Consider the following 16,908-nt stretch of genomic DNA (forward strand, 5'->3'; position numbering starts at 1 on the left):
AATATGCAAAATGAAACCGTACTTGGTTTATCAAAGCTTGATAAAACGATTATTATTATAGGCGGTCCGCTTCTTGGAGCAATTATTGGCTGGTTTATTCAAATTATTTCGAGCTGGCTGATTAAGGTTCCTTTTGTCCCGTTTGGTCCGTTCTTTGAATGGATTGTATCCTGGAATAGCTCCTGGGTATCTATTATCGGGGTAATTGCCGGTTTGATCGCGGGAATTCTTTTTGCGTTGTACGCCTTTAGTGAATCATTAAAAATGACGATTACAGATCAAGAAGTTACAATGAAAAGGTATGATAAAGAAGTACGATTGCAAAAAAGAGAAATTTCGGCAATTTATATGGATAGAAAAGATATTGTCGTTTTAGGCCAAAAAGGGAAAGAACTGTATCGTGCACAAACGGATGTAAAACAGCCGAAAATAGAAGCTGCTTTTCTCGAACACCGGTTTCCCTGGAAGCCGCAGGATCCTTATCAATCTGATTATCAGCGCTGGGTTGCGGAGCATCCTGATTTCCCGGCCAGTGTAAACAGTTTGCTTGCAGCAAGAGAAAAGGCACTGAAAGAAGACGATGAAAAAGAAGCAGCTATATTGCGGAAGGATTTAGCAGATAAAGGAGCAGTTATTCGCGATGAAGACAAACGGCAGTATGTCCGGATGATAAGAGGGTGATACAAAATGGCGAAAGAAAAAACATTTATCTCGGTAGCAAGGAGAGAACAAATTTTAAAAGCAACCATTGATGTGTTGAATGATATTGGCTATGTAAAATTAAGTCTTGCTAAAATAGCAAAGCATGCAAAAATTAGCACGGGATTAATTTCTTATCATTTTGCAGATAAAGAAGAGCTGATTCAGCACACATTAAACTACTTAATCGGTGCACAGCTCGAATTTATTGAGGAAAGGGTAAAGAAAGAGGCAGATATTTATCAGCAGCTGCTGACTTATATAAAAGCAACACTTGCATATCAATATGAACATGTTGAGAATAATGTTGCACTAATTGAGATTATTTTTAATGCCCGGACAGAGGATAATATCCCATACTATAAATTAAATGAAGAAGAAGAGGATCCGCTTTACCTGCGTTTAGAAAACATTTTGGCAGAGGGGCAGCGGAAAAAGGTATTCTCATCTGATTTTCAGCCAAAAGCAACAGCTATTCTTATCAACGGTGCTGCGAGTGAGAGTATGCTCCTGCAAAGTGAAAGCTTTGATATCGAAAATTATCAGCAGGAGTTAATTAGGATGGTTACGAAAATAGTAAAATAAATGCCGTATGATAATGGGAAATCCCTCGAATAATTGTGTACTCTTTTTATTTATCATTTTAAAATGGACCCCTCACCCAAAATTAAAAGAACCTGTCTCTGCTGAAGTGGAATAATTAACAGATACAGGTTCTTTCCCAGTTATTTTAATTAATTTTCAAGTGATTTTCGGAGCTCAGTTACTTCCTTAATTTCGAGACTCGTTAATTCAGCTGTCTTTTTCCATTCCCATGATTTTTCCTTCCTCCTTCCTCCTTTCCTTTTTCTAAATACAAAATAGTATTCATATTGGATTTTTAAACAGCAGAAAAAAGGGCATTATTTTTTATGTCAAACATGGTACCATGGAGTAAATTATTTTAAATTTTTCCTGGAAATAGAAAAAAACCCCGAATTCGTTCCTTTTTAGTGAATTCGGGGTTTTCTTAGATATTCTTAGATTTAAATAACATACAGATAAACACATAAGAAGTGAAAAATACTTCCCAGCAGAATGAAAATATGAAATATCTCATGGAAGCCAAAATAACGGGAACGCAGGAATTCAGGTTTTAACCAGTAAATGATTGCCCCTACTGTATAGAATACTCCTCCAACAATTAAACAGGTTAATCCGCCAGTTCCAATAATTGGTGCGAGCGATCCGCTATAAAATATTGCAACCCATCCCATTAAAACGTACAGGAGGGTGGACAGCCATCTTGGCGAGTGGAACCAGATTAATTTAAATAAGACGCCCAGCAGAGCTAAACCGCTGATTACCCAAAATAATACCCACCCGATTGTTCCTTGTAAGGCAATAAGACAAAGCGGGACATAAGTACCGGCGATGAGCACATATATCATGGAATGGTCCATCCTTCTAAAAAAAGCAATCGTTTTTGGCCCGGCAATGACTGAATGGTAAACCGTAGAAGCTGTATATAACAAAATTAAACTAATACCAAAAGCAGCGACAGCACCGACGTCCAAAGGTGTGCCTACGCGTGCTGCTTTTACAACAAGTAATATTAGTCCAATGATTGATAAGACAATTCCGATAAAATGGGTAAAGGCATTCATCGGTTCCCTAATAAATTTATGCAAATAAAACATCTCCAATCACGTATGTAGTTTCTAATACTATGTAATAAATATATACCTGTTTCATCAAGTAGTCAACATTTGATTTTTGGGTGGAGTTCCCTATAATAAAATGTAGAAACACTAAAATAAATACATGAATTGATTAATATACAGTAAATAATGACAGGGAAAACCGAAGAAGGAAGGTCAGCTTATGAATATAAAAAAGGAATTAGAAGGACTGCATTTGGAAAACCAGTTGAATTCAAAGGAAATACCTGATTTAGATTTATATATGGATCAGGTCATTCAGCTTTTTGAAAGTAAATTTTCTTCTGCAAAGCGTTACGAGGAGGATAAAGTATTAACGAAAACGATGATTAATAATTATGCAAAGGCTAAATTATTCTTTCCCATAAAAAATAAAAAGTATTCGAAAGAGCATCTGCTGCTGATCAGTATGATTTATCAAATGAAAAGTGTTTTATCTATTAAAGATATCGGGAAAACATTTGAAGGGGTAAATCAAAGAATGCAGAATGATGATTTTGATCTGGAAAGTTTTTATAATAATTATGTTCATTTAATGAATAGAAATGTCGCTCATTTTAAAGAGCATATAACAGAACAGGAAGAAATATTTGAAACAGAATTAGACAAAGATATAGTGAACGATGATTACTTACAGCAGCTTTTACTGATCACAAGCTTGACCGGAATGAGTAATTTTTACCGCCGTGCAGCTGAGAAGCTGGTAGATCAATTAGAGCAGGAAGGTGTGGAAGAACAATGAAATTGAGTATTTTAGATCAATCTCCACTATTTGCGGATGCTGATGGAAAACAGGCGTTGGAAGAAAGTATTGAATTGGCTGTCCTGGCCGACAGTCTGGGGTATGAACGATATTGGATTGCAGAGCATCACGATACACCAGTATTAGCAAGCCCCGCGCCGGATATTTTATTAGGAATTATCGGAAGCAGGACAGAGCGGATCCGAATCGGTTCAGGGGCTGTACTCTTACCGAATTATCGCCCATATAATATTGCGGAGCGCTACCGGATGCTTGCTGCAATGTATCCAGACAGAGTAGATTTAGGATTAGGACGGGCGCCGGGCGGTTCAGCAGAAGCAACAATTGCTCTGGCCGGAAACTTTCTGGAAAAGGTTAAAGCAATGCCGGATTATATTGATGAACTGCTTCATTTCCTTCAGGAGGATTTTTCTCCAGAGCATCTTTATTCAAGAGTGACAGCTACACCTGTACCAGATATTCAGCCGCAGCCCTGGCTCTTGGGAACCAGTCAGAGAAGCGCCCAGCTTGCTGTCAGTAAAAAGCTTCCTTATGTATTTGGCCATTTTATGGGGGCAGATAATGGACCGGAAATTGTCGCCGGTTACCAGCGGCAAGCGGAGGATCCATCTGCTATCGTTGCCGTATCCGTTCTTTGTGCAGAAACGGAAAAGGAAGCACTGGAATTAGCTGAGGAAACAAGGCGCAGAAAAGAGGAACAGGCTTCTTCACCGCAGATAGATCAGGATGAACAGGTAAAATTTGCTGATAAACAGATTATCGGTGATATAACCCTCGTTCAAGAAAAATTGGCCGGGCTGCAAAAAGCTTATCAATGCGATGAAATCATGGTAATTACAATGGCGCCGACCTATGAAGCAAGGAAATACTCTTACCAGCAGCTGGCATCGATTATAGATTAAACTATTTCTTAACGAAGATGTCGACAAGCTATCCCTAAAAATCTTAACACTTGTTTTTAAAATGAAATAAAAATCATAGTCAGCCGCATGGTAGAATATATTTTAGTGAAGAAGACAAGCTTATATGGAGGATATTATGGGACAGTGGGTTACATCCATTATGGAGCAATTTGGCTATTTAGGAATTTTCCTGATGATGACTTTAGAGAATTTATTTCCGCCGATACCATCTGAAATTATCCTTCCTTTTGGAGGATTTATGACAACCTCCAGCGCATTAACCTATACAGGTGTATTATCTGCAGCTACACTGGGAGCACTTATTGGCGCAATGCTGTTATATTGTGTAGGTATGATATTAGATGTCGGGCGGCTGGAGAAAATAGTCGACCGGTATGGGCATATATTGCGTTTAAAAAGATCAGATATTTATAAAGCGGATGACTGGTTTGATAAATACGGCTATTGGACAGTATTTTTTTGTCGGATGGTCCCCCTTTTAAGGAGCTTGATATCTATTCCGGCCGGTATGGGAAGAATGAATTTCGGGATTTTTATTCTTTTAACAGCCATTGGTTCTATTATATGGAATAGTATTTTAATCGGTATTGGAGCAGTTCTGGGAGAAAATTGGCATCATGTTTCTGCGTTTATGGATGTCTATTCTAATATTGTATATACTTTAATCATTGCAGGGATCATACTTTGCGTTATTTGGTATATAAGGAGACGGAAAAAAGGAAAACTGTAGGCTCAATGTGGTACCGCCCCCCGAAAGTTAGAGTAGAAAAATCTAACTTTCGGGGTGTTTTTATGGCGAAATATAATGAAGAATTTAAAATAAAACTCGTCACCGAGTATTTATATGGCAATATGGGCTATAAATCATTAGCCAAAAAATATAATATGGGCAGTGAAACATCTATAGTTGAGTGGGTGAAAGTCTATAAATCCCAAGGAATAGATGGCTTAAGAAGAAGAAAAACAAAGGAGAAGTATTCTGTTCAATTTAAATTAAATACGATACAATTTATGTTACAGACAGGTGCTTCTTTCTTAGAAACTGCTATTCAATTTCATTTGAACAACCCTTCCTTAATTAGACGCTGGATGAAGGCATTTGAGGAAGAAGATTTAGAAGGCCTAGAACCAAAACCAAAGGGGAGACCTTCTATGTCTAATAAAACCAATAAGCAAAAGGAAAAAGAGGCGAAGAAATTAACACGCGAAGAAGAATTAGAACGCGAGAATGAATTACTGCGACTAGAAAATGCATACCTAAAAAAGTTGAGAGCTTTTCGGGAGGATCCGAATGCCTTCCACGAAAAGCACAAGCAAAGGTGGCATTCGAACTCAAAGAAGAAGGATTCCGATTAAAAGATGTCCTCTGTGTGGTAGGTATTCCTGAAGCAACCTACCATTATCATGTGAAGCATTTTAGCAGAGAAGACACGGATGCAGCATTAAAAGAACTTATTATATCCCTGTTTAAAAAATTTCATGAACGCTATGGTTATAAACGTATCACGAAAGAATTAAAAAAATTAGGGCATGAAATCAATCATAAAAAAGTGTACCGTTTGATGAGAGAATTAGGATTAAAATGTGTAAAATTTATGCGGAAATCCCGCAAATATAATTCCTATAAGGGAAAGGTTGGAAAAGTAGCGAAAAACCGATTATCCCGCCGATTTAGCACATCTATCCCACTTCAAAAACTAGTAACGGACATTACAGAATTCAAATGTCTTGGTGAGGAGAAGTTATATTTAAATCCAATTCTTGACCTTTACAACGGAGAAATTATTGCGTATGAAATCAAGAAGCGACCAACGTTAGATCTTGTCATGGAACCTTTAAAAGAAACGATGGAGATAATAAAAAATCGTGCAACCTATCGTACCACGATTCATTCCGATCAAGGCTGGCATTATCAACACAACCAATGGGTGAAGACTTTAAAAGAAAATAAAGTATTTCAAAGTATGTCACGCAAAGCAACCTGTGCAGATAACGCTTCGATGGAGAATTTCTTCGGCATTTTAAAACAAGAAATGTACCATGGAGAAGAATTGGTAAGTTATGAAGAATTAAAAAAACAGATTGAAGAATATATCTATTGGTATAATCATAAAAGAGCAAAAGAAAAATTGGCTGGATTGAGTCCAGTCGAATATCGAACTCAATCTAGCCAATCAGTTGCATAATAAAACTCTAACTTTTAGGGGTAACCACCTGTTCCTGCAGTTTTTTGATTGCCAGAAAATTATAGAATTATTGCCTCGTGGATAACTATTTATAGAAAAACTGCTGCGACCAGCTCCGAGCGCCAAAAACCAGGGGGTAACACGTGAGCGTCCTGTGATAAGCCAACATCGGTTTAAAGTGCGGGAAGGCCGGCTGAAAGCAGGTTGAAGCCTAACGTCTGCATTCCCCTAAAGGCGCATGTTTCCTTTATCTCCTAAGTAAAGGAAACTCGACCAGGGTCGAACCATCCCCAAAGACCCTGGGGGCGCAATTTCAATGTTTTTAAGCAGGCGCTCTCCGCTTTTTTTCTAAAAAATTTATTGACAAAAGAACGTACGTTTGGTTAACTGTATTTAGATCCTCTTCTTGGTAAGTCCTCTACTAAAACATAAGGATGTGTATCCATGATTTATCCCCGGAAAGCAGCAACATTATTCCCTCAAATATGCGAAAACGGAGAAGTGTATAACAATGCTGTTCCTAAAAAAGAGTTCAGCCGGCTGATAGACTTAAAAGCTGATGATGCTTTTAGAAGACTTTTTGGTGACGAACGTAATAAAAATATTATGATTTCATTTTTAAATGCTTTTTTTATCAAGCTCAAAAGAACGCAAATTCAGAATCTGAAATTTCAAAATTGGGAAGCAGAAGGAGATAAAAATTCAAATTTAACAATGCTGGTCGAAACAAAAAATAAAGAATCAATTTATGTAGAGATCCTTTTTCCGGATAAAGATGCACCGGAGAACCAATCTTTATATTTTTGGTCAAAAGTATATCGCAGGCAATTTGAAAACGGTTCAGATTTTAACGGGCAGCATTCAGTTATTACCATCAGCATCATGAATTATGAATTATTCCATGAAAGTGATGAATTTCACAGCGTATTCAGGCTGTCGAATCAAGAAGAAAAAATTGCTTTAACCAATTTACAGGAAACCCAATTTGTGGAAATTCCTAAGCTGATCCGCAGCTGGAAGGAAGGAAAGCTAGATCTGGAAGAGAATTATTTGGCAAGATGGCTATTACTGCTTGCAGCGGTTGATGATCATAAAAATTATTTTCACCTTGATATTTATAAAGAGTTAGAGAAGATTGCAAAGACTGATAAGGATTTAGAAGAGGCTATGAAAGCCTGGAGAAATATTAGCCGTGCAGGGGAAGAAAAATTGGCAACCAAAGACCGGCATACGCAAATATTAGAACAGCAATTACTGCAGGAGATAGAAATATTAGAGCAAAAAAGAAAAACAGCTGAAGAAAGGGCTGAGCTTGCAGAGAAAAAGTACAATAAATTAAAAAGACAGTATGAGCAGCATAAATTAAAAATAGCAGAAGAAAAAATAAAAAAAATGGAAGCAGAGGAAGAGGCTTTGCTTGCCAACCGTGAGGCAGCAAAAATAGTTATCCGCTATGGTAATGTCGTTGCGCGTAATTTATTTGCACAAGGGATGGACAGTACCTTTGTCCAGAACATAACTGGGCTGTCTGATAAAGAAGTAGCTAAGTTGAAGCTGCAAATTGAAGAAGAGAATATGAAAGAATTATTTTGATTCTTAAATACAGCATAAAAAGGATGCTTAAAACGTACTCAAAGGATAAACAAGGAGGTAATGACCATCTGTTAACAACCGTCCACGTCTCCTTATTTTATAAGAACTGCTTCGCTCCCCGTGAACATATAGCAATTTAAAAGAAAAAGAAGCAAAGTCTTCAATCAGCTTTGCTTCCTTTCTTAAGAAGTTATATGTTATTCCATCGTAAAATAGTCTTCTATAATTTCTACAATAGAAATCAATTCATAAATGGCGACTAATTCTATTGGTAATTTTTCCGGACTATCCAATTGAGCTGATCTTAAAGTTTCTTGAAATATCTGGTGAAGCTGTGTCCGTTTATTTTTCCACTCATCTTCCTCAAAGACAAGCTTTTCTGATAACACATTGGCAAAATAGCATACATTTTCAAATACATATTTTTGTTTTTCTAAACTCCATTCCAATTCTTTTGAAGGCTGTTCTGCTATATTTGTGACATGATACTGAATCGTGCGCAGATAATGGATCTGCCTTCTTAAGCGGGTCAATTCGTTTTCGCGCTTCTCCAGAATATGATGGTACTTTAAATCCTTCTTTTGATAGAGAGAGAGTAATGCTGCATTTTCAAGCTCTTTATATACAGTGCCTACTTTTTCATTCATTCCCAGATCTAAGGGTATTTTTGTGAAAATCAATTCATAGTAACATCGTTTCATATGATTACTTAATTTTTTGCGGATAGATTCTGTTTGTTTATGGATAGAATGATGATAATTTGGCGGGAAAACAAACATATTTACCAGCGTAGAAACGGACAATCCAATTGTTGTAGTTGCCAATCGGATAAGAAAGCTTAGAAAATAGCTGTCTTCTACTACTTCAATCATAGCAATAGCTGTTAAGGTTGCAACTAATAATCCGGCATGGAGATTCAGCCGGAAGCAAGTAAATATAGTCAGCACTGCTGCCAACATGTAAGTGAAAGATGAATTGCCGAACAGAGCAAGAAATATGACAGCATAAGCAGCACCGATTGCCGAGGCCGGAAAACGCACAATCCCTTTCTTAATGGAATCTGTAACAGTCGGTTCAATGGTAACAATAGCAGTAATAACTGCAAATGTCGGCGGGAAATCAAACCATTTACAAATTAGTGCTGTGAAAAATACTGCGATACCAGTTTTAATGACTCTATTTCCAATAATTGTTTGTACCTTCACTTAAACCCCTACTTTTTATCAGGTAATAATCTGTAGAAAGAAAACTATTATAACCTTTTCATTCATTCATTTCTTTGTATTGTATCATTTTTATGTGAATTAAATGACGAAAAAATATATATCTAGTATATTTTTCGGGAAAATATAAAAAAAACAATACAAATTTACTAGAGTATAAATGCTGATAGATAGGGAACGCCGTATAATCTATGCCGATTTTTAAACGGATTTGTCGTTATTGAAATATAAATGTAATATTTCTATAATGTGTATGACATTTTCTTATGATAAGATTTACGAAGTTATTAAATAAATGAAGAAAATAATATTAATATAAAAATAAAAAGAATCGCAGATAATCGATACAAAATACATAGATAATAGATTTGCGGTGTAAAATTTGAAAGCGGGGAATATGAGTTGAAAAAGACAGTAATGACATTGACTGCGGCTTCCGTGGTAGGTTTAAGCAGTGTATTTTTTTCAGGACCGGTAAAGGCAGAATCAGTAGAAGATTTAGAAACTCGGCAATCTCAAGTACAGGATGATCGTGATTCTGTACAAGCTAATCTATCAGATGCGGAAAATGAAGTAGCTGATGTTCTAGTTGATCTACAAAACTTACAGCAGGAAATTGATGATTTGAATTCAGCTCTTGAAAAAAATCAGCAAAAGCTGGATGAAACAGAAGGAGATATTACTACAACTGAAGACGAAATCAGTGAATTAAAAGCTGAGATTGATGAACTAGAAGAAGCAATTGAAAAACGTACGGAGATTTTAAAAGAACGTGCAGTATCTCTGCAACAAAACGGTGGAGATATCAGCTATCTTGAAGTATTGTTTGGAGCACAGGATTTCAGTGATTTTGTAGGACGTGTTTCTGCAGTGAATAAAATTACTGATTCTGATTTAGCTTTACTTGAACAACAGGAAGAGGATAAACAGGAAGTGGCTGATAAACAGGAAAGTGTTGAGTCAAAGCTTGATGAATTAAATCAGTTAAAAACGGATTTAACAGGTATTAATAATACTATTACAGAACAAAAAGATGTTGCTGAGGATAAGGAGTCTTCTTTAAAAGATAAAGAGACAGAGTTGACAGCACTCATTGATGATTTACAAATTGAAGATTCCCGCTTAGCTGCAATTGAGGAAGATGTAGCTGACCGTTTAGAAGTTGCCACTGCTCCGGCACCGGAAACTTTAGTAGCAAGTGTCAGTGTAGGTTCAAACGAAGATAGCAGCGAAGAAGAAGCAGGCAATTCTGAAAATGAATCAAATAATGAACCTGCTGAACAAGAAGAAGCTTCTGCAAGTCAGGAAGAAGATACAGCTTCAAATAACGAAGATAATAACTCTGGAAATAGTGATAATTCTTCCACTACAGCTGAATCAGGTTCCAGTTCTAATAGCGGATCAAGTGAATCTGGTCAGTCTTCAGCTCCAAAAAAAGCTGAGAAAAAAGAAGAACCAAAAAAAGAAGCTGCGCCAACAGGGTCTGGAATCAGTGCAGTACTTAGTGCAGCACAAGGACAAACATATCAAAATCAATATGTTTGGGGAGGAAAAAGCCCTAGCACAGGATTTGACTGCTCTGGATTTGTATCTTGGGCATTCGCTCAAGCTGGATACTCTATCCCGTCTTACACTGGTGCGTTAGTTGGCACTGGAAAAGCTGTTGATTCAAGTGATAAACAGCCTGGAGATTTAGTATTCTTTAATACAAATGGTACTAATGGTCATGTTGGTATCTACTTAGGAAACAATAAGTTTATTGGATCCCAAAGCAGCACAGGAGTTGCCGTTGCTGATATGTCACCAGGAAGCTACTGGGGCGGCGAGTTCAGCGGAACAGTTCGTCGTGTACATTAATAATCATGCTACCAAGAGTCCTTACATGAAGAAAAGCTTCGTGTGAGGGCTTTTTATATTTTTTACAGGTGTTTCATTGCCTTATCGTTTCATCTTTAAAATACTGGTATTACTGTAGTAATCTTTTTTGATAAGGAATAGATAATTATATATACCCGAATTAAAAGGAATAAAACATTTTGATGCATCATTTTAAAAGTATTTTAATTAGGAATGTTCCTTTTCGCAGGTTCCGGATTCGTATTTTTGTGTATGGCAGAACCGATGAGCCACTTTTTTGATACTTCATTTCCGGGTCCGGAGCCTTAAACAAAAGAAGCTGCTGGTTTGCCTGGTATACTTTAATAGTCAAGTAGACATATTATGCCTTTATCTATTATAATAAGCATAAGAGAAAGGGTGATTCGATGGGAAGGTAACGCGGAACAGTAATTATAATAATCATATGGCAATATCCAAGCATCCTGATCATTTGGATCATCGGCGTGCGAAGGGAAAAGTGTTATAAGGGAAATCCTTATAATGAACTTAAAAGAGTGTTCAAAAGTGCAAAATAATGGGCGTGCGGAAGCAGAGCTTATTAGTCTGTTACATTATACTTTTTGAACGTGAATCTAGTAAAGAATTTTTAAATTTTCAGGAGGTGAAATCCTTGTGCAACGTTGCACAAGGATCTTAATTGGACATATCGACCATCATAAATTTATTTGCGGTTGCTATTTTAATCGCATTAACTGCTTTTTTTGTTATGTCAGAGTTTGCTATTGTAAAAATCCGAAGTACACAGCTGGAGCCGCATATTACTGCAGGGAAAAGGTCTGCTGCTGCGGCTAAGAAGATTGTTACCCATCTTGATGAGTATTTATCAGCCTGTCAGCTGGGAATTACTATTACAGCACTCGGAATTGGGCGTTTAGCAGAGCCGACATTTGAGAGAATGCTGCATCCGCTTCTGGAGGAATTTAATATTGGAGCAGGTCTGGTTACGACATTTTCCATTTTTATTTCATTCCTGTTTGCAACATTCCTGCACGTAGTTGTCGGGGAGCTTGCTCCAAAGACATTAGCGATTCAAAAAGCAGAGCAGGTAACGTTAGCTGTAGCATGGCCGTTAACCTGGTTCTATCGTCTTTTATTTCCATTTATCTGGTTATTGAATGGGTCAGCACGGTTGTTAACCAGAGCGGTTGGTTTAAAGCCGATGCGCGGTCATGAAGAGACGCATACCGAAGAAGAATTACGCTTGATTTTAGCTGATAGCTATAAGAGCGGTGAAATTAATCAGTCTGAGATGATGTATGTAAATAATATATTTGAATTTGACGAACGGGTAGCCAGAGAAATTATGACACCGAGAACAGAAATGGTTTATTTCTCAACAGAAGACAGTTTTGAAGAAAATATTGAAATTGTTCATAAAGGTCAATTTACCCGTTACCCGGTTGCGGATGAAGATAAGGATAATATCATTGGTCTGGTAAACCTCAAGGAAGTATTTACTGGAAAGCTGAGCAATAATGAACCCGCAACAATTGAAGATTATATCCGCCCCATTATTCACGTGTCTGAAGCAACACCAATTCGCCACCTTCTTTTAAAAATGCAAAAGGAACGTATTCATATGGCTATTGTAAATGATGAATATGGCGGTACAGCAGGATTAGTTACTGTTGAAGATATTCTGGAAGAAATTGTTGGAGATATCCGGGATGAATTTGATGAAGATGAAGTAGCTGATTTTGAAATGATTAATGATACTACTTATTTAGTCGCTGGCAGGGTCAGCCTGGATGATATTAATCAGAAGCTGGGTATTAATTTGGAAGATGACGAAGTAGATACTATCGGAGGCTGGTTCTTTACCCATAATCTCGAAGCAGAGGTTGGAACTGTAATGGAATTTGAAGGGTATGAATTTGCTCTTGTTGAAAAAGATGGATATCAGATCAAGAGAGTGAGAATCACAAAGATTTCCGAGGAAGAGTCTGAGATAGAATAGAAACTTATTCCAAAGTAAATAAAAAATAGAAAACATAAAAAAACCGAACAGACCTGAATCCCAAAAAGTAAAATGGATTCAAAAGAAGTTCGGTTTTTTTGTATAAAATCCTTTATTACCAATCTTGTATGTTATTGAAGTTTAAACTCTTAATATTTAGGATAAACACTAAATATATACTGATTTTGGAGGAGGGCTTATATATAATGAAAGACATTCAAGATATTGTAAAAGACTTAGAGAATGTGAGAGGAACAGGAGCAAACAAGATATTTACCATGTACCTGAATACAGATTTAAGCGATCCGGATCAGCAGGGTGGAGAGTGGAAAATCCATCTGAAAAATGGATTGAACAACTTTGAGCATTATTTAAAAGAAGGAAATAATGAAGAAGAGCTTGCGAATTACAGAAAAGTAAAGAAAAAAGTAAAGAATTTTATGGATGATATTGAGAGAAATGTTATGAAGGGAGTTATTATTGTAGCTTCTGCAGATGAAGAGGTATGGTTTGCCGAGCGTGTCCAGATGCGACTGGACAATGAATTTGAATGGCAGGAAAGTCCAGTGTTAGATCAATTAAAAACACTGTCAGAGAAATATCCCAGAACTGGTATTATACTTGTTCAGCAAAATCAAGTTAAGTTAATAGATACCAATTTAAATCAGGTAGAGGATACAACTGAATATGAATTAGATGTAGAAGAAGACACATGGAAAATAAAACAAGGACCACGTCAAGGAAGATCCACAACAGGACTAGGTTCAGGAAACCTACAGAAAGACTTGTTCAGCGATCGTTATGAAGCGAACCAATATCGCTGGTATAAAAGTATCGCTCCTAAACTGGATAAGCAGGCAAAAGACAGGGGCTGGAAACGGGTATTCATTGTCGGCGAGGCACCTGCTTCCAAAACACTGGAAACAGAAATGAACAAGGATGTAGAGGATGTCATCTTAAAAAATATGCTGGATCATGGAGAAAGTAAAATTTTAGAGAAAGTACTTAATTAAATATAACCCTGCAGCAAGACCACTTGTAAGATGATTGTCTAAAAAACGGACTGCTTTTCTTATTCATTTATTACAGGAATAAGTAAAACAGTCCATTTTTTTGTGTGTTAGGAAATAACTTTATTCCTCATCAACAGGTTCTAAGTATTCGCCATTTGCATAGCCGGTGACATCCTGATAAGTAATTTCAACCCATCCGTATTCATCCTGCTCGCCGACAATTTGAACAACGTCCCCTGTAACCAAAGTTGCTACAACCTCACTATCTGCATTAGGGCCAATGCGGATATTTAATAAATCTGCTGTAACCTGAAAATCCTCCCCAGTGGAATTGTCAGTACCTTCACCAGCTTCTTCTGACTCTTCCTCAGATTCTTCATCTGTGTCTGCTTCCTCATCAGCTGTGTCAGTATCCTCTGTTTCTTCTTCCTGTCCGGACTGACTTACTCCTGCGACTTCATTTTGGTAGTCGAACTCAGGATTGTTGAATTGTCTTTGCATAATGAAAACAAATACAACAAAAACAATTCCTGCAATAAATAATAAAAATAATTGAAATTTGCTACTTTTACGCATATTACTCTGCTCCTATTTTAAACGTTCTAAAGGTAGTATACATAACTTTTCGATATAAAGAAACACAATTCCCCAATTTTTTTTGCAGTATATAAAATTGATATATTTGGAGACATAAATTAAAAATCCCGTTTCCAATTCTTTAAGAATTGGAAACGGGATAGCAATAGAACCGAATCCTGCAGCTGAAAGATCATTATTCAGTTGGAAACAAATTTCTTAAGCGTTCAGGCAAGCAGGGCATCTTCCATAAATCTCAAATTTATGGTCATCAATTTCATAATTTGTCAGTTCTGCAGAGGCTGTATCCATTGGGCAGATATCAATTTCTTTTGTTTTTCCACAGTCCGTACAAATAAAATGATGATGGTGGTGATGGCTGCAGCTTAACCGAAAATGCTTTTCACCTTCTAAATCTGTTTTTTCTAATATACCTAAATCATGGTATAAATGCAGATTACGATAGATTGTGTCGAAGCTGATTGTACCATATTTGTTTTCCAGATGAACAATCAAATCCTTTGCAGGCCGGTATCCATCCTCGGAAGCAAAGAATTCCAGGATATCCTTACGTTTTCCGGTTGTTTTATATCCTTTTTCTTTTAATACATTGATTGCATCTTGAAGATTCATCAAAAAACCTCCATTTATTTTCTTATTTTTTTAATTCCTATAGCGACTAACAATATAAATAACGATGTCATAACAATTGTTCCGCCTGGTGGAATGTCTAAATAATAACCTGAGATAATCCCAAATATAACCGCAATTTCACCAAAAAGGATTGACAGGAAAATCATTTGTTTAAATCCTTTAGCAATACGCATACTTGCTGCTACCGGCAAGGTCATTAAAGCTGAAACAAGTAATACACCCACAATACGGATAGAAGCAGCTATAACCAGTGCCGTTAATATAATAAACAGCATATTGATCCATTTCACATGCAGTCCGGCGATAGTTGCCTGTTCTTCATCAAAGGACATGGTAAATAATTCTTTAAAGAAGAGCCAGATAATAACAAGAACAAAGGCGGCAACTCCGGAAATGACATAAAAATCATTTATAGTTACTGCCGATACAGATCCAAACAAATAATTGAATAAATCTGTGTTAAATCCGTCAGCAATAGAGATGAAAATAACGCTGAGACCTACACCGGCAGATAAAATAATTGGAATTGATATTTCCTGGTAGGCTTTATATACCGTACGCAGCTTTTCAATGAAAATCGAGCCGATCACAGAAAACACCATTCCGCTATATATTGGGGAAATAACCCAGCCATATTTTTTTTCAGCCATCAACCCGAAGGAAATTCCAGCTAAAGTGACGTGTGAGAGGGCATCAGCTATTAATGACTGTCGTCTCACTACGATAAAAGTCCCTAATAAAGGAGCAATTATACCAATTAAGATACCTGTAAGAAAAGTATATCTTAAAAAGGGGTAAGTTAAAAAATCCAAAAGCATTGTCTATCCTCCAACTATGAATTAATGCGTAACCAGACTTACCGGGTGACCGTAAATTTGCGAGAAGTCTGCTTCCGTAAGTGACGCATACTCATCAGGGTTACCATGAAAATGCATCGTTTTATTTAAACAAACAATGTCTGTCGCATACTGGGTCATGGTGCCTGTATCGTGCGTTACCAGCAATAATGTTTTTTTGTATTCTGTGTTCAGCTTGTAAAGCAGCTCATAAAATCTTTTCACATTTTCATAGTCAATTCCTACTGTCGGTTCATCTAAAATGATCAGCTCAGGATCACTGACTAAGGCTCTTGCGATAAAGATTCGCTGCTGCTGGCCACCAGACAGGTTTCCAATATTTTGTTTCGTATATTCTGTCATACCAACCTGCGCAATAGCTTCATGAATTTTTTGCTTATCTTTTTTAGATATGAATCTAAAATAACCAAGCTGTGCAGTGAGCCCGGAAGCAACTACTTCATATACTGTTGCAGGAAACCCTTTATTAAATGAATTTGCTTTTTGTGAGACAAAGCCGATTCTATCTTTATTCCTTAGTTTTTGAATAGGCTGTCCAAAAACCATTATTTCTCCCGTTTCCGGTTTTTCTAAGCCAAGGATCAGCCGGATTAAAGTGGTTTTTCCGCCACCGTTTGGACCAACTAGTCCCATGAAAGCTCCATTGGGAATTTCAAAGTTTATATTATCTAAGACTTTACGAGATCCATAATGGAAGTTAATATTTGACATGGACACAACAGGTGTTGTCATCTTATTCCTCCATTCTTATGGTAATAAATTATAATAAAAAGTACTTTATCTATGATATCGCAAGGGACGCTTTTTGTAAATAGGAATGATTACGACTTTTATGAGTGTCTCAAATAAAACATATATTAATATA

Annotated in this window: 17 protein-coding genes; 11 read left to right on the forward strand and 6 right to left on the reverse strand. The window is 36.8% G+C overall.

Annotated elements, in window-relative coordinates:
* The first annotated feature begins 3 nt into the window (after positions 1-3).
* Both BN1068_RS06555 and BN1068_RS06560 read left to right on the forward strand, forming a co-directional pair.
* Positions 4-681, forward strand: coding sequence for a YqeB family protein (locus BN1068_RS06555; RefSeq protein WP_077602021.1), 678 nt, complete (start codon positions 4-6; stop codon positions 679-681).
* 6 nt (positions 682-687) lie between these two features.
* Positions 688-1,284: a TetR/AcrR family transcriptional regulator gene (locus tag BN1068_RS06560; protein ID WP_077602022.1), complete on the forward strand. Its 597-nt coding sequence runs from the start codon at positions 688-690 to the stop codon at positions 1,282-1,284.
* Between the two features lie 440 nt (positions 1,285-1,724).
* Here the strand turns inward: BN1068_RS06560 and trhA are convergent, their stop codons facing one another.
* Positions 1,725-2,369, reverse strand: a complete 645-nt coding sequence (trhA, locus tag BN1068_RS06565) for a PAQR family membrane homeostasis protein TrhA (protein WP_077602023.1) — start codon at positions 2,367-2,369, stop codon at positions 1,725-1,727.
* A 193-nt stretch (positions 2,370-2,562) separates the two neighbouring features.
* Between trhA and BN1068_RS06570 the strand changes: the two genes are divergently transcribed.
* The 6 genes from BN1068_RS06570 (at position 2,563) to BN1068_RS06595 (ending at position 7,864) form a co-directional block, all read left to right on the forward strand.
* Positions 2,563-3,141: a DUF1836 domain-containing protein gene (locus tag BN1068_RS06570; protein WP_077602024.1), complete on the forward strand. Its 579-nt coding sequence runs from the start codon at positions 2,563-2,565 to the stop codon at positions 3,139-3,141.
* Positions 3,138-4,064 (forward strand): MsnO8 family LLM class oxidoreductase, encoded by a 927-nt coding sequence (locus tag BN1068_RS06575; RefSeq protein WP_077602025.1) that lies wholly within the window; start codon positions 3,138-3,140, stop codon positions 4,062-4,064. The genes BN1068_RS06570 and BN1068_RS06575 overlap by 4 nt, the downstream gene beginning before the upstream one ends.
* Positions 4,065-4,200: 136 nt before the next feature.
* Positions 4,201-4,815, forward strand: a complete 615-nt coding sequence (locus BN1068_RS06580; protein WP_077602026.1) for a DedA family protein — start codon at positions 4,201-4,203, stop codon at positions 4,813-4,815.
* Between the two features lie 62 nt (positions 4,816-4,877).
* Positions 4,878-5,441: a helix-turn-helix domain-containing protein gene (locus tag BN1068_RS06585; protein WP_077600810.1), complete on the forward strand. Its 564-nt coding sequence runs from the start codon at positions 4,878-4,880 to the stop codon at positions 5,439-5,441.
* Positions 5,405-6,271 (forward strand): IS3 family transposase, encoded by an 867-nt coding sequence (locus BN1068_RS06590; protein ID WP_077602027.1) that lies wholly within the window; start codon positions 5,405-5,407, stop codon positions 6,269-6,271. The genes BN1068_RS06585 and BN1068_RS06590 overlap by 37 nt, the downstream gene beginning before the upstream one ends.
* Positions 6,272-6,715: 444 nt before the next feature.
* Complete coding sequence (locus BN1068_RS06595; RefSeq protein WP_077602028.1) at positions 6,716-7,864, forward strand: Rpn family recombination-promoting nuclease/putative transposase; 1,149 nt, start codon at positions 6,716-6,718, stop codon at positions 7,862-7,864.
* Between the two features lie 197 nt (positions 7,865-8,061).
* Here BN1068_RS06595 and BN1068_RS06600 read toward each other — a convergent pair whose 3' ends face one another.
* The gene (locus BN1068_RS06600; RefSeq protein WP_077602029.1) at positions 8,062-9,069 is read right to left on the reverse strand and encodes an aromatic acid exporter family protein; all 1,008 of its coding nucleotides are present in this window, start codon (positions 9,067-9,069) and stop codon (positions 8,062-8,064) included.
* A 420-nt stretch (positions 9,070-9,489) separates the two neighbouring features.
* On the opposite strand from BN1068_RS06600, the gene BN1068_RS06605 reads away from it, so the two are divergent.
* From BN1068_RS06605 to BN1068_RS06615, 3 genes are all read left to right on the forward strand, one after another.
* Positions 9,490-10,944: a C40 family peptidase gene (locus BN1068_RS06605; protein WP_077602030.1), complete on the forward strand. Its 1,455-nt coding sequence runs from the start codon at positions 9,490-9,492 to the stop codon at positions 10,942-10,944.
* A 679-nt stretch (positions 10,945-11,623) separates the two neighbouring features.
* Positions 11,624-12,943 carry a hemolysin family protein gene (locus BN1068_RS06610; RefSeq protein WP_077602031.1) on the forward strand — a complete coding sequence of 440 codons (1,320 nt, stop codon included), beginning with the start codon at positions 11,624-11,626 and terminating at the stop codon, positions 12,941-12,943.
* Between the two features lie 206 nt (positions 12,944-13,149).
* Complete coding sequence (locus tag BN1068_RS06615) at positions 13,150-13,956, forward strand: VLRF1 family aeRF1-type release factor (protein WP_077602032.1); 807 nt, start codon at positions 13,150-13,152, stop codon at positions 13,954-13,956.
* A gap of 120 nt (positions 13,957-14,076) precedes the next feature.
* Here the strand turns inward: BN1068_RS06615 and BN1068_RS06620 are convergent, their stop codons facing one another.
* From BN1068_RS06620 to BN1068_RS06635, 4 genes are all read right to left on the reverse strand, one after another.
* Positions 14,077-14,532 (reverse strand): SH3 domain-containing protein, encoded by a 456-nt coding sequence (locus tag BN1068_RS06620; RefSeq protein WP_077602033.1) that lies wholly within the window; start codon positions 14,530-14,532, stop codon positions 14,077-14,079.
* Positions 14,533-14,751: 219 nt separating this feature from the next.
* Positions 14,752-15,165 carry a Fur family transcriptional regulator gene (locus tag BN1068_RS06625; RefSeq protein ID WP_077602034.1) on the reverse strand — a complete coding sequence of 138 codons (414 nt, stop codon included), beginning with the start codon at positions 15,163-15,165 and terminating at the stop codon, positions 14,752-14,754.
* 14 nt (positions 15,166-15,179) lie between these two features.
* Complete coding sequence (locus tag BN1068_RS06630) at positions 15,180-16,004, reverse strand: metal ABC transporter permease (protein WP_077602035.1); 825 nt, start codon at positions 16,002-16,004, stop codon at positions 15,180-15,182.
* Between the two features lie 21 nt (positions 16,005-16,025).
* Positions 16,026-16,775: a metal ABC transporter ATP-binding protein gene (locus BN1068_RS06635; RefSeq protein WP_077602036.1), complete on the reverse strand. Its 750-nt coding sequence runs from the start codon at positions 16,773-16,775 to the stop codon at positions 16,026-16,028.
* Positions 16,776-16,908 lie beyond the last annotated feature (133 nt).

Origin of the sequence: Oceanobacillus sojae, assembly GCF_900162665.1 — a bacterium.
Classification (GTDB): domain Bacteria; phylum Bacillota; class Bacilli; order Bacillales; family Amphibacillaceae; genus Oceanobacillus; species Oceanobacillus sojae_A.